The 12,534-nt window shown below is 55.2% G+C and carries 14 protein-coding genes; 4 read left to right on the top strand and 10 right to left on the bottom strand.

Annotation, left to right across the window (positions count from 1 at the left end):
- Window positions 1-27: 27 nt before the first annotated feature.
- The 5 genes from rnt to eptA form a co-directional block, all read right to left on the bottom strand.
- Window positions 28-687: a ribonuclease T gene (gene rnt / locus BMW97_RS04420; RefSeq protein ID WP_023618191.1), complete on the bottom strand. Its 660-nt coding sequence runs from the start codon at window positions 685-687 to the stop codon at window positions 28-30.
- A gap of 95 nt (window positions 688-782) precedes the next feature.
- On the bottom strand, window positions 783-1,190 hold the full coding sequence (gloA, locus tag BMW97_RS04415; RefSeq protein ID WP_045910325.1) for a lactoylglutathione lyase: 408 nt from the start codon (window positions 1,188-1,190) through the stop codon (window positions 783-785).
- Window positions 1,191-1,290: 100 nt separating this feature from the next.
- Window positions 1,291-2,388, bottom strand: coding sequence for an alkene reductase (locus tag BMW97_RS04410; RefSeq protein WP_039023853.1), 1,098 nt, complete (start codon window positions 2,386-2,388; stop codon window positions 1,291-1,293).
- Between the two features lie 54 nt (window positions 2,389-2,442).
- Window positions 2,443-3,042 (bottom strand): TetR/AcrR family transcriptional regulator, encoded by a 600-nt coding sequence (locus BMW97_RS04405; protein WP_045910326.1) that lies wholly within the window; start codon window positions 3,040-3,042, stop codon window positions 2,443-2,445.
- A gap of 41 nt (window positions 3,043-3,083) precedes the next feature.
- The gene (eptA, locus tag BMW97_RS04400; RefSeq protein ID WP_045910327.1) at window positions 3,084-4,709 is read right to left on the bottom strand and encodes a phosphoethanolamine transferase EptA; all 1,626 of its coding nucleotides are present in this window, start codon (window positions 4,707-4,709) and stop codon (window positions 3,084-3,086) included.
- Between the two features lie 149 nt (window positions 4,710-4,858).
- Here eptA and BMW97_RS04395 point away from each other — a divergent pair, with 149 nt between their 5' ends.
- From BMW97_RS04395 to sodC, 3 genes are all read left to right on the top strand, one after another.
- Window positions 4,859-5,098, top strand: coding sequence for a DUF1289 domain-containing protein (locus tag BMW97_RS04395; protein WP_008500587.1), 240 nt, complete (start codon window positions 4,859-4,861; stop codon window positions 5,096-5,098).
- 48 nt (window positions 5,099-5,146) lie between these two features.
- Window positions 5,147-6,043 carry an aldo/keto reductase gene (locus tag BMW97_RS04390; RefSeq protein ID WP_045910328.1) on the top strand — a complete coding sequence of 299 codons (897 nt, stop codon included), beginning with the start codon at window positions 5,147-5,149 and terminating at the stop codon, window positions 6,041-6,043.
- 80 nt (window positions 6,044-6,123) lie between these two features.
- Window positions 6,124-6,642 (top strand): superoxide dismutase [Cu-Zn] SodC, encoded by a 519-nt coding sequence (sodC, locus tag BMW97_RS04385; protein WP_048030739.1) that lies wholly within the window; start codon window positions 6,124-6,126, stop codon window positions 6,640-6,642.
- Here the strand turns inward: sodC and BMW97_RS04380 are convergent.
- Genes BMW97_RS04380 through BMW97_RS04370 form a run of 3 tightly spaced genes read right to left on the bottom strand, consistent with a single transcriptional unit; the run spans window position 6,621 to window position 9,753 of the window.
- The gene (locus BMW97_RS04380) at window positions 6,621-8,654 is read right to left on the bottom strand and encodes an FUSC family protein (protein WP_045910329.1); all 2,034 of its coding nucleotides are present in this window, start codon (window positions 8,652-8,654) and stop codon (window positions 6,621-6,623) included. The genes sodC and BMW97_RS04380 overlap by 22 nt on opposite strands.
- Window positions 8,654-9,514, bottom strand: a complete 861-nt coding sequence (locus BMW97_RS04375; RefSeq protein ID WP_045910330.1) for an efflux RND transporter periplasmic adaptor subunit — start codon at window positions 9,512-9,514, stop codon at window positions 8,654-8,656. The genes BMW97_RS04380 and BMW97_RS04375 overlap by 1 nt, the downstream gene beginning before the upstream one ends.
- A 2-nt stretch (window positions 9,515-9,516) precedes the next feature.
- The gene (locus tag BMW97_RS04370) at window positions 9,517-9,753 is read right to left on the bottom strand and encodes a DUF1656 domain-containing protein (RefSeq protein WP_024909360.1); all 237 of its coding nucleotides are present in this window, start codon (window positions 9,751-9,753) and stop codon (window positions 9,517-9,519) included.
- Between the two features lie 186 nt (window positions 9,754-9,939).
- On the opposite strand from BMW97_RS04370, the gene slyA reads away from it, so the two are divergent.
- The gene (slyA, locus tag BMW97_RS04365; protein WP_021241135.1) at window positions 9,940-10,380 is read left to right on the top strand and encodes a transcriptional regulator SlyA; all 441 of its coding nucleotides are present in this window, start codon (window positions 9,940-9,942) and stop codon (window positions 10,378-10,380) included.
- Window positions 10,381-10,415: 35 nt separating this feature from the next.
- On the opposite strand, the gene BMW97_RS04360 is transcribed toward slyA, so the two are convergent.
- Window positions 10,416-11,777, bottom strand: a complete 1,362-nt coding sequence (locus BMW97_RS04360; protein WP_045910331.1) for a sensor domain-containing diguanylate cyclase — start codon at window positions 11,775-11,777, stop codon at window positions 10,416-10,418.
- A gap of 196 nt (window positions 11,778-11,973) precedes the next feature.
- On the bottom strand, window positions 11,974-12,441 hold the full coding sequence (gene slyB / locus BMW97_RS04355; protein WP_008500578.1) for an outer membrane lipoprotein SlyB: 468 nt from the start codon (window positions 12,439-12,441) through the stop codon (window positions 11,974-11,976).
- Window positions 12,442-12,534 lie beyond the last annotated feature (93 nt).

The following is a 12,534-nucleotide window of genomic DNA, read 5'->3' as shown; positions in this document are numbered from 1 at the left end:
TGTCGGGTGGTGCTGCGCTTATCCGAACTACGATTGGCGCTCGGCCTCATCACCCATCGGCAGCGGCCAGCCGCCCAGACGCTTCCAGCGGTTGACGATCTCACAGAACAGCTCTGCGGTACGCTCCGTGTCATACAGCGCGGAGTGTGCCTGCGTGCCGTCGAACGGAATGCCAGCCGTAATACAGGCCTTTGATAACACCGTTTGTCCCAGCGCCAGGCCGCTCAGCGCGGCGGTGTCGAAGGTGACAAAAGGGTGGAAGGGGTTGCGTTTGAGCGACGCGCGCTCCGCGGCAGCCATGGTAAAGCTGTGATCGAAGGTGGCGTTATGGGCCACCATAATGGCGCGGCTGCAGTTGCTCTCTTTCATGCCTTTACGCACCATTTTAAAAATGGCGTGCAGCGCGTCATATTCACTGACGGCACCGCGCAGCGGGTTATGCGGATCGATACCGTTAAACGCCAGCGCTTCCGGCTGTAAGTTTGCCCCTTCGAAAGGTTCAACGTGGAAATGCAGCGTGGTGTCCGGTGTAAGCCAGCCCTGTTCATCCATCTTCAGCGTGATGGCGGCAATTTCGAGCAGCGCATCGGTTTTAGCGTTAAATCCGGCTGTTTCTACATCAATGACAACGGGATAAAAACCACGAAAACGGTCGCACAGACCGCTAAATTGAGCGTTATCGGACATCAGGGTCTCTTACATGGGGAAAAAGCAGAGCGCATTATGGCAAATTTTGCGGGGTGATGCAGTAAAACTACGGGCGCACGTTGCGCCCTGAGGGATCAGTTGCCCAGACCGCGACCGGCATCTTTGGCTTCAATCAGCTCGATTTTGTAACCGTCCGGATCTTCCACAAACGCAATCACGGTGGTGCCGCCTTTTACCGGGCCCGCTTCGCGCGTGACGTTACCGCCATTTTTGCGAATGCGTTCGCACGCGTCGGCCGCGTTATCCACTTCCAGCGCGATATGGCCGTAGGCCGTGCCCAGCTCATAGCTGTCAACGCCCCAGTTGTAGGTCAGCTCGATCACCACTTCATCCGTTTCCGGGCCGTAACCCACGAATGCCAGTGAGTATTTATATTCCGGGTTTTCGCTGGTGCGCAGCAGCTTCATGCCCAGGACGTTAGTGTAGAAATCGATAGAACGTTGCAGGTCGCCAACGCGCAGCATGGTGTGAAGTAGGCGCATAATTTCCTCATTAACCAATGGAATAAAAAAGCTTTTTGATCAGAAACGATGTTTTAGTATAGCGGCGAACTGTCGCCGCTATCAATGAACAATGGCGAGATTACAGTGAAGGGTAGTCGGTGTAGCCTTCCGCGCCGCCGCCGTAGAAGCTTTCCGGACGCTGCGGGTTGAGTGCCGCTTTTTTCTGCAGGCGAGCAACCAGATCCGGGTTGGCGATGTAGTCGCGGCCAAACGCGACGGCATCGATCAGCCCTTTATTAATCAGATCTTCGGCTTTCTCAGGCGTATAGGCACCTGCACCGATGATCACCCCGTGGAAGCGCTCGCGCACTTTCTGGCGGAAGGCTTCAGTGTAAGGCTTACCGCCGGCCCAGTCAGGCTCGGACATGTGAAGATAGGCAATACCGCGTTTGGCCAGCTCTTCAATCAGATAAAGCGCGTCCGCTTCCTCGTTCGGGCCATTGTCGACGTTCTGGAAAGACCCGATTGGGGAAACGCGGATCCCGATACGGTCCGGGCTCCACTCCTTGCATACCGCATCCACCACTTCCAGCACCAGACGGGCGCGGTTTTCGACGCTGCCGCCGTACTGATCGGTGCGGTGGTTAGACGACGGTGACAGGAACTGGTGCAGCAGATAGCCATGCGCGGAGTGTAGCTCAATCAGGTCAAAGCCGGCTTCACGGGCGTTGGCCACGGCCTGACGGAAGTCGTTAACAATCCCCGGGATTTCGTCCAGCTCCAGCGCACGCGGCATAGAGGTATCCACGCGGATCGCGTTGCCGTTTTCATCGCGCAGGGAAGTACGGGTATTGGCGCTCAGGGCCGACGCGGAGACCGGTGCCTGACCGCCAGGCTGGATGCTGCTGTGTGAGATACGACCGGTATGCCACAGCTGGACCGCAATACGACCCTCTTCAGCGTGAACGCCCGCGGTGATTTTCTGCCATGCCGCGATCTGTTCCGGGCTGTGAAGGCCCGGCGCACCGGCGTAACCCTTCGCCTGCGCAGAGATCTGCGTGGCTTCGGTGATGATCAGGCCAGAGCTTGCGCGTTGACGATAGTATTCGCCCATCAGCGGGGTGGGGATGTCACCCGGCTCAATGCTGCGCAGACGGGTCAGCGGAGCCATGAACACGCGGTTTGGCGCCGTGACGGCACCCACTTTCAATGGGGTAAACAGTTTTTCAGCTGACATAAAGACTCCTGAGTAGACCAGTCGACTAGTGATAAGGTAAATAAAAAGCGCCCGTTATACGCCAGGCGCAGTAATGCTGTTTTTCACATGTGCCAGCGCGCTTTCCAGCGGCACGGCACTGCGCGAAATTTTTGCCTGCAGGTTGGCCCCTAACCAGAGGGAGTAGAGCACCTGAGACTGCATTAAGGGATCGCCGGAAAAGGCCAGCGTTTTTTCGTCGCGGCCTTTTTCCAGCGCCTGGGCCAGCAGGGCGATCACGCCGCGGGCACCCTTATCCATCGCCGAGCGCATATCTTCGGAAAGATCGCACACCTCGGCAGACAGTTTGACCGTCAGGCATCCGCTGATAATGCCCTGCTGACAGAACTGGTTCAGCGTTTCCTGATAGTAGTTCAGAACACGATCCCGATAGTTTCCTTCCCCCGACGCAAAGTGGGTCGCCAGACGCTGGTGGTAGCCCGCGTAATGACGCTCCAGCATTGCCACGCCAAAGGCCTCTTTGGACCGGAAGTAGTGATAAAACGACCCCTTCGGTACCTCAGCGGTTTTTAATAACTCGCTCAACCCCATACCGGTAAACCCGCGATGCATGCAAAGACGCTCGCCGGTTGCCAGTAGATGTTCGCGGGTATCGTGTTCAGTATTTCTGCTCATGGCCGCACTCTAATAGACCGTTCGGTCTAATGCAAGCGAGTTTATTGCCGACATGCGTTCAGAATATCCATCTGCTGTTGATAAACCGTTGATTTGACGTCCATCATACCCAATACGGTTGAGAATAAATTGTCCTGGGAGACCGCATTTTTTGCTGCATGGTCGCGTAAACACTGTTCATTGATGCCAAAGTTTTTCGCGTAGTCCGGTGACAGCCAGAACATAAACGGAATGTGCGTTTGCTGCTCCGGCGCCAGCATGTACGGCGTCCCGTGCAGATAAATGCCGCTTTCACCCAGTGACTCACCGTGATCCGAGAGATAAATCAGCGCGGTATTCATGCTTGCCTGGCGTGCTTTCAGGGCATCAATGGTTTTGCTGACCATGCTGTCGGTATACAGGATGGTGTTGTCATAGGTATTCATCAGCGCCTGATGATCGCAATCCTGAATCTCGTTGGTGTCGCAGGTTGGGGTGAATTTACGGAAAGTGTCCGGGTAACGGCGATAGTACGCCGGACCGTGGCTCCCCATCAGGTGGATAACCAGCACCGTGTCCTGCTTCAGACCATCCAGCACATTGTCCAGACGGTAGAAATTCACATCATCAATACAGGATTTGTCTTTGCAGAACTGATCCAGACTCCACTGCGTCATATCGGTATGCGGCACGCGATCGCAGGCGCCTTTACAGCCGCCGTCGTTGTCGCGCCACAGCAGGTTGATACCCGCATGCTTGAGCACATCGAGCAGACCTTCCTGATGGTGCGCCAGGTCGGCATCGTATTTGCTACGCGTCATGCCCGAGAACATGCACGGAACGGAAACGGCGGTTTCAGTGCCGCATGAGGAGGCCTGCGGGAAGTTAATGACATCCTGCTTTTTCAGCTCCGGGTTCGTTTCACGATCGTAACCATTCAGGGAGTAGTTCGCCGCGCGAGAGGCTTCCCCAACGACCAGTATCAGAACGGTTTTCTTTTGTTGACCTGAAATCAACGGCCCTTTATGGGCATCTTCGCCAATCCGTACCAGCGTTTGATCGCCGGCAAACCAGCGCATTTTGCTGTACTTCACCACCGCGCTGACATAGTTGGCCGGGGTCACCATTTTGACGATGCTTTTGTTGTTGCGAAACAGCGAGGCGTAATCTTTATAAAACACTGCCGCAATCAGGATAATCACCAGCAGGGCGCCAAGCATCGCGGCAACGCGCGTCAGCAGGGCATACCACCATTTCCCGGTACGAATGCGGGTCAGCGCCAGCACCACGGAAGGCACGAGGCCAGCGATAACAATCCACAGAATCATCTGCGGCGTCACCAGGGCTGTCGCTTCCTGAGAGTTGGTTTCGAACACGTTCACAATCATGTTCTGATCGATCACCGCGCCGTAGGTGTACATAAAGTAGGTTGCCGCTGCGCATCCGATCGTCAATACAATCAGCAGCGGCTTGCGGATATAGGGGATATTCAGCAGGCTAAAGACAATCACCCAGCCGCAAAACAGCACCAGCGGTACGGACGCGGCAAAGAGGATGTCGTGCAGGTGCGCAGGGGCAATAATGGCCCAGCTGCGCTGGATAAACAGCCCGTTGATTAGCGTAAAGAAGAGTGCACAGCCCAGAGTAAATTTAATGTCGTTACATTGTAACTTTTTGATTAACCACATCGATCGGTAAACCTGTCATTGTCATGATGGGCAGAGTATAAAGAGGGAAGATTAGTGAAACCTTAATGCCACAAATCTGTGGTATAGGCCTTGCACGTGGCGCGTTTAGCGTCTTCACTGTAGGTGAGAGTGGTTATCCGGAGGTGAGTGTGGCAGAGCAGCTGGAGTTTTTCCCCATCCAGAGCCCGTGCCGGGGGATTTGTCAGGTGGATGAACGCGGATATTGCCGCGGCTGCATGCGTACCCGCGACGAGCGTTTCAACTGGCAAAACTTCAGCGACACGCAAAAGCAGGAGGTGCTACGCCTCTGCCGACAGCGTCTTCTGCGCAAAATACGCGCAAACAAAGCCGGTGAGACCGAAGAACCCCAGCAACCTTCACTTTTTTAACACGGTAATTGCGTATACTCATGACATCACGTCCTTGAGGAAAATGTTATGGTTCAGCGAATTACCCTTGCCCCCCAGGGGCCAGAATTCTCCCGTTTTGTGATGGGCTACTGGCGCCTGATGGACTGGAATATGTCCCCCCTCCAGCTGGCGAGCTTTATTGAAGAGCATATCGATCTGGGCGTTACCACGGTCGACCATGCGGACATTTACGGTGCCTATCAGTGTGAAGCCGCATTCGGCGAGGCGCTTAAGCTGGTTCCGGCACTCCGCGACCGCATGGAGATCGTCACGAAGTGCGGGATTGCCACCACGGCAAAACCGGAACACGCCCTTGGGCATTACATCACCGACAGCGCGCATATCATCAAGAGCGCTGAGCAGTCGCTGGTCAATCTGGCGACCGACCGTATCGACCTGCTGTTAATCCACCGTCCGGATCCGCTCATGGATGCCGATGAGGTGGCAGAAGCCTTCCTGAACCTGCATCAGAGCGGCAAAGTGCGTCACTTTGGCGTTTCCAACTTTACCCCGGCGCAGTTTGCACTGCTTCAGTCTCGCCTGCCGTTTACCCTGGCCACCAACCAGGTGGAGATCTCCCCGGTACACCAGCCGCTGCTGCTGGACGGTACCCTCGACCAGCTGCAACAGCTGCGTATTCGCCCGATGGCCTGGTCGTGCCTGGGAGGTGGACGCCTGTTTAATGATGATGAATTCCAGCCGCTGCGCAACGAGCTGGACACTATCGCCCGCGAGCTGAACGCGGAGAGCATCGAACAGGTGGTTTACGCCTGGATCCTTCGTCTGCCGTCAAAACCGCTGCCCATTATTGGTTCTGGCAAAATAGAACGCGTGCGTTCTGCACTGGCCGCTGAAGAGCTGCAGATGACCCGCCAGCAGTGGTTCCGCATCCGCAAAGCCGCGCTGGGTTACGACGTGCCATAAACCGCCAGAAGGTGACTTTCCGGTGAAATCTTTGCCCCTGGTATACACTTAAGGGGCAAAAAATAACCAGCGGAGGTCATATGAAGCGTTTTGCTCTGGCAATGGTCGCGCTGGTTGTTTGCGCAGGGGCGCAGGCAGCCAGCGACGAAGTGGAAATGAATCTCGTCACCTCTCAGGGTGTGGGTCAGTCCATCGGTACGGTGAAAATCACGGAAACCGACAAAGGGCTGGAGTTCGCTCCCAACCTCAAAGCACTCCCTCCCGGTGAGCATGGTTTCCATGTTCACGCCAAAGGAAGCTGTCAGCCCGCATTAAAAGAGGGTAAAGCGTCAGCGGCGGAAGCGGCAGGGGGGCACCTGGATCCCCAGCATACCGGCAAGCATGAGGGCCCGGATGGAATGGGACACCTGGGCGATCTGCCCGTGCTGGTGGTCAATAACGACGGTAAAGCCACCGATCCCGTTGTCGCGCCGCGTCTGAAAAAGCTGGATGAGGTAAAAGGTAAAGCGCTAATGATTCATGTCGGCGGCGACAATATGTCCGATCAGCCTAAACCGCTTGGCGGCGGCGGGGCGCGTTATGCCTGCGGCGTGATCTGATCCCCAATGGTACCCGGCGGTGGTGCCTGTTCCAGCTGCGACAGCGAGCAGTGCAGCCGCCAGATTATCGAGGCCAAATCACGGGCGGCGGGGAGATGATGTCGTGCAAGCGTATCGCAGATCCGCTGTAGTTCATTCAGCGTGGTTGCCAGCGGTCGCTGCTGGACACCGCGTTCGCTCATCACATCGCGCAGCAGAGAGATGCACACATCGCGAACCTGCGACAGCGGGTCGGAACGTGTTTCCCACCCGCGAAGCTGCCAGACCACGTGCGAACAGTTCAACAGCACCACGCCCCAGCGCAGCAGCCAGCGCCGGGAGAGCGCGTCCTGGCTGTTATTGAGCTGGCTGACGTGGTGATACACCAGCGATTCATACTCGTTTTCACGAAGATGCGGTTTACGGCTGAGCTGGTCCACAAACCCCCGGCGTAACTCCCGGATATGCCTGCGGCTTTTGCGGGCATCGGAGCCGGGGCGCAACACCGCGAAAGCCAGCCACGCCAGCCCCACGCCAAGGATTTTCGCCAGGTTGTCATTAAGAAAATCGGCGTAATCATAAACCGGCGGATTGGTCACGGAGATAAACGAGCCCATAAAGACAATCAGCTGCCCCCAGAGGCCCGCCTGTTTTGGCATTTGCAGCTTGAGTAGCTGCATGGTGGTCAACAGCGGAAACAGAAACAGCAGGAACTGCCACAGATCGCTTATCTGCACCATCAGGCCAAACTTCACCACAAAACTGAACAACGACAGCAGCACCAGGGTGCGTAGCAGGAGCGTCAGCGAGTTGAACGGCGAGGCCGCGACGGAGTAAAGCACGCAGCTGATGGCAGCAAGCGTCAGGGCCGCCGTACCGGACTCCCACTGCGTGGTGATGCTCCACGCCCCCACCAGCATCAGCGCGCAGAAGGTGCGAAAACCGCTCCACAGTGCTTCCAGGTAGTCGGTATGGCGGGCGAGAGCCGGGCTCCCGGGCACGTTGAACTCCGTGACCGGCGTGGCATTCTCAACCGCGATAATCCAGCGGCTGCTGCGCAGGTAGAGTCGGCAAAAGTAATTCAGACGCTGCCAGAAGGCGCGATGGCGATAGTCGTACTCATCAACCGGGGCGAGCGGGGCGATGATCTTCGCAACGGTGTAGATGTCCGCATCCGGGCGCGCAAGAGCCGAGAGCAGCGTTTCGATGACGGCACGGGTGTTTTCCGGCGGCGTCGGCCAGTTGAGCAGCATCCGGCGCAGGCTGGAGATGGCGCTGGTCATACGCAGCTGCTGGTGTAGTAAATAATTTAGCAGGGTGTTCTGACGACGAAAGCGGTAGTGGCTCCAGAACGCCTGAATACGCAACAGATTCATCGTCAGGATCTGTCCGATCACCTTTTCATGCGCGAGGCGGATCTCATCGCTGGTATCCGGTTGCCACAGCAGGCTCGCGTGCTCAAGCAGCCGGGTGTGCATGGTCTTGAGGGCGGTGATAAGCGCGGTGCCGTCGGAGGTGCTGGGGAGGATCATCATCATGAAGCCGCCGCTGAGGATCCCGACAATGACTTCACAGACGCGCGCCTGCGCGATATCCCACAGTTCGGTGGTGTCGAGCACGTTGACGACCGGGAAGGCGATAATGGCGGCGGTATAGCCCGCCAGCTGGAAAGCGTAGGCGACGTTATTGGTAAAATGGGCGCAGGCCCAGGTACAGCACCCCAGCCACGCCGCCATGCTCAGCAGGAACATCCACGGATCATTCAGCGTATGGCCGGCGATAATTAACGCCGCCGTGGCACCCAGCAGGCTGCCGGCGATGCGTCCAAGGCTCTTACTGATCACCCCGCCGACCGTAGGAAAACTCACCACCGCGGCAGACGTCATCGCCCAGTAGGGTTCATCCAGGTTCAGGTAATAGGCGACGGTCAGCGCCAGACACATGGCAATTCCGTTACGCAGCGCGTAGCGCCACTGAGGGCGCGTCGCTTTGATCCACGGCGTGTTTTGCCAGGAGAGTGCTGGCAGCTTCATCACCGGTTTCCGATGGAGACAGTACAGGTGGTGCCGGAGACCAGCGTGATGTCCTGCGGTAAATGGTCAAACTCCACGCGAACGGGCACGCGCTGAGCGAGACGCACCCAGGGCACGTTCGGCTTGATGTCCGGCACCAGGCCGGAATCCGTTTCGACGCTTTGATCGTAAATGGCGCGGCCAATGCTGGATACGTGACCCTGTAACTTCTGCGAGCCGCTATAAAGCGTAATGGCGGCGGGCGATCCCTCGCGAATATGGCGAAGCTTGGTCTCTTCAAAATAGCCCACCACGTAGAAGGAGTGGCTGTCGACGAGGGCAAAAACGGGTTGTCCCGTGGTGGCATAATTCCCCACGCGAGCGGAAAGGTTGGTTACCCACCCGTCAACCGGCGCGGTAATCACCGTTTGGGTCAGCTCCCACTGGGCCTGCTTCAGCGTGGCTTCGGCCACGTTGACGCTCGCCTGCATGGCTTTCACGTTGATGTTGGCGGTGTCTAAATCTTCCGCTGAGATGTAATTTTGCGATAAATGCCGGCGGCGGTTGGCTTCGTTATTCGCTTTCGCTAAGTCTGACTGGGCTTTTGCCAGCTGCGCCTCGGCGTTCAGAATCGCGATGTGGTATGGGGTATCGTCGATCCGGAAGAGTACCTCACCCTTTTTGACGTACTGGTTATCCTTAACGAGCAGCGTCGTGATGCTTCCCGACACCTGCGGGGTGATGCTGACCTGTTCAGCGCGAATTTTGCCGTCACGGGTCCAGGGGGACTGCATATAAAAATTCCACATCCACCAGCCTGCAACCAGCGCGAGGGCGAGAACAAAAAGGGTGGAAAAGTACTTCAGCGTTTTCAGAGGCATAGTCACCACACCATCAAGACAGCAAGGCCCAGACATACGGAGAGGGCAAACAGGGAAAGATCCATCAGCATGGGATGCCAGATTTCGCCGGAGTACATCCAGTCGCGAAGCAGACGATGCGCGATGAGCCAGAGAATAAAGCCCACCAGCACGGCCTTAAACAGGGGAGGAAAGTAGACTGACGCACCGAAGATCAGATCCTGAAGGGGTAACCCCTCTGAGCGATGAAAAAACGTCACGGGCAGAAATCCTTTGCAGTGAACAGAATGCCGCGTTGGCTTGTCTTAGTATGATGAAGCATCACAATTCAGTGTAAGTCATACTTTTAAGTTCGATGAATGCAGTATTGCATTTGTTTTGGCAATACAAATGCTGCACACTATTCTAAAATCAGTATAATAACTTAGCAAGCTAATTATAAGGAGATGAAATTGGAATCGCCATTAGGTTCTGATCTGGCAAGGTTGGTACGCGTCTGGCGTGCTCTGATTGACCATCGCCTGAAACCTCTGGAATTAACACAGACGCATTGGGTCACGCTGCACAACATTCATCAGCTGCCGCCCGATCAGTCACAAATTCAGCTGGCAAAAGCGATAGGCATTGAGCAACCGTCGCTGGTGCGCACGCTTGATCAGCTGGAAGAGAAGGGGTTGATCTCCCGACAAACCTGCGCCAGCGATCGTCGTGCTAAGCGGATTAAACTCACTGAGAAAGCGGCGCCTATCATCACCGAAATGGAAGCCGTCATCACCAAAACGCGCGGTGAAATCCTCTCAGGCGTTTCACCGGCGGAGCTGGAAATGCTCATCAGCCTCATTGCTCGCCTTGAGCAAAATATCCATGAGCTGCAGTCTCGCGACTGATAAACACGAAGGCCTTGCACCAGCAAGGCCTTTTTTTACTTAAAGACAACCACACGATTACGACCCGTCTCCTTCGCTTCATACATCGCCTTGTCGGCATTTTCCACGCACGCTTCTGCGGTTATCGTTGATGACGTTGCCGTAAACACCCCCATACTGATGGTGATGGGCTCCGGCAACTGACCGCCGCTGCTGGTTTTATCAAAGCTGCTTAGCTTCAGACGTATGCGCTCGGCCACCTGGTACGCGGAGTCTGACGACGTGTTGGCCAGCATCAGCACAAACTCCTCGCCGCCGATACGGGCCGCGATGTCCTGCGGGCGCACGGAATCCATCAGCAGGTTGGCGACAAACTGCAGGACTTTATCGCCCTGAAGATGCCCGTAGGTGTCGTTAATGCGCTTGAAGCGATCGAGATCGCTGACAATGACGGAAACGGGGCGGTTGGGTCTGGCGATATCCAGCGCCTGGTTTAACGATTCATAAAAATAGCTGCGGTTATAAAGGCGAGTGAGCGGATCGCGGATCGAGTTCTGATAGGACTGCTGATATTTTACGTGCGAGTCGCGATACAGTCTGAAGACATCGTAAAGCAGAACAAAAATAATCAGCAGCGTGGCGACAGTTTCAAATAACCGGGCGCGGTACCAGGAGATATCTTCGGCATGTCCACCCGCTAACAGCATTGAAAGTGTGACGATATAGCAAACGCACAGAAAATTTCCGCCTACCCAGAATAAATTGCGCACGCGCGTGACAAACATCAGCGCTACTAATGTTATCACCCAGAAAACAATTAAAGAGATATTAATGCAATGGCTCCAGAGGACCATAAACTGCCGGGTTTCATTATCAACCAGGTCAATCGATAACAAGGGCGAGTGGCTGGAATATATCCAGGCCAGTCCCACGGCACAGGCGGTAAAAAGAGACGCCCCGCTCACAATTGAGATATGCGCCAGCCGTGAAAGAGGGTAATTGCGCATGGGGTAGAGTATTGCCGCCACGATGAACAGCACCGCCATTAAAAAGTGGCGGAACATATAGTAGATCATCGCATCGTTGTAGTTCACGACGTTGAACTGATAGAGATCCAGCCAGGCGGGGAAGCTGGTCAGCGTTCCGACCATCAGCAATGCGGATCCGGCAAAGGCAAAGGCGATTGCGACCAGATACAACCGTCTTTTGTCACACCCGTATTTCATCGCCATAAAACAGGCAATAAACAGGTGAAACACCAGAAGAAAAATGGTGAGCGTAGGGAATAAAAGCGGTGAAAAGGACGGAACCCATTCAACGAGTTTTAAAAACAGCGCGTGTAATATCCCGATAACAACAAGGCAACCGAGACAGAACGCGATATAACGGCTCGTTAGAGCACGACGATTCGCAAGCATAGAATTTTTACAAATTATAATGAATAAAGAGAAGGTGATTGCGAAGAGTCTAATCAATTAGTGCAATAAATACTTTGCGCAGAAACAATATAAGGGGTGATTAATAATGGATGGTGTGAATGTATTTTGTAATTATATTTGTGAGAGTGATATATATTGTAAATGGATGTGGCCCGAGGACCACATCCACTTTTAATTAACGTGGAGAAACGGTCACCTGGCTTCCGTTGCTCGCCAGTACAACGCGCTGGCCTGCAGAGAAGCGGGTGCTGCCCTGTTTCTGAACAACCATGATTGTGCTGCCGTCGTCTTTACGAATTTCCAGCTCTACGCCCTGAGTTTTGTTCATCGCACCCTGAACGCCCTGGCCGGCTACGCCACCTGCAACGGCACCTGCGGCTGTCGCCAGAGAGCGTCCCGTACCACCGCCGACGGTATTACCCAGGAAACCACCCAGAACGGCACCGCCGATTGCGCCCATCACGTTGTTTTCATCACCACCCTGAATCTGTACAGGGCGTGCGTTAACAACGGTACCGTAAGTCACGTTCTGAACCTGTTTCGCTTCAGAAGCGCTGTAAACGTCGCCAGAAAGTGAACTGTCATTCACACAGCCAGCCAGAGTTAAACCAATCAGCGAAACGCCCAGTACACGTAAAATCATTTGAATCTCCTGTTCACCAAAAACGCCCGATTGGGGGCATCCGTTATGGCTAAATTATATGGCATAAGGAGCCATAGTTCATATCTTTGCACT

This window comes from Enterobacter sp. NFIX58 (assembly GCF_900110475.1).
Taxonomy (GTDB): domain Bacteria; phylum Pseudomonadota; class Gammaproteobacteria; order Enterobacterales; family Enterobacteriaceae; genus Enterobacter; species Enterobacter quasiroggenkampii.
This window is presented reverse-complemented; position numbering and strand designations above follow the sequence as displayed.

Excerpts from the sequence above, each read along its gene's own strand:
- slyB (WP_008500578.1), bottom strand. The coding sequence starts at position 12,441 with ATGATTTTACGTGTACTGGGCGTTTCGCTGATTGGTTTAACTCTGGCT.
- BMW97_RS04390 (WP_045910328.1), top strand. The coding sequence starts at position 5,147 with ATGGTTCAGCGAATTACCCTTGCCCCCCAGGGGCCAGAATTCTCCCGT.
- BMW97_RS04405 (WP_045910326.1), bottom strand. The coding sequence starts at position 3,042 with ATGAGCAGAAATACTGAACACGATACCCGCGAACATCTACTGGCAACC.
- rnt (WP_023618191.1), bottom strand. The coding sequence starts at position 687 with ATGTCCGATAACGCTCAATTTAGCGGTCTGTGCGACCGTTTTCGTGGT.
- slyA (WP_021241135.1), top strand. The coding sequence starts at position 9,940 with ATGAAATTGGAATCGCCATTAGGTTCTGATCTGGCAAGGTTGGTACGC.
- BMW97_RS04360 (WP_045910331.1), bottom strand. The coding sequence starts at position 11,777 with ATGCTTGCGAATCGTCGTGCTCTAACGAGCCGTTATATCGCGTTCTGT.
- BMW97_RS04375 (WP_045910330.1), bottom strand. The coding sequence starts at position 9,514 with ATGCCTCTGAAAACGCTGAAGTACTTTTCCACCCTTTTTGTTCTCGCC.
- BMW97_RS04410 (WP_039023853.1), bottom strand. The coding sequence starts at position 2,388 with ATGTCAGCTGAAAAACTGTTTACCCCATTGAAAGTGGGTGCCGTCACG.
- eptA (WP_045910327.1), bottom strand. The coding sequence starts at position 4,709 with ATGTGGTTAATCAAAAAGTTACAATGTAACGACATTAAATTTACTCTG.
- gloA (WP_045910325.1), bottom strand. The coding sequence starts at position 1,190 with ATGCGCCTACTTCACACCATGCTGCGCGTTGGCGACCTGCAACGTTCT.
- sodC (WP_048030739.1), top strand. The coding sequence starts at position 6,124 with ATGAAGCGTTTTGCTCTGGCAATGGTCGCGCTGGTTGTTTGCGCAGGG.
- BMW97_RS04380 (WP_045910329.1), bottom strand. The coding sequence starts at position 8,654 with ATGAAGCTGCCAGCACTCTCCTGGCAAAACACGCCGTGGATCAAAGCG.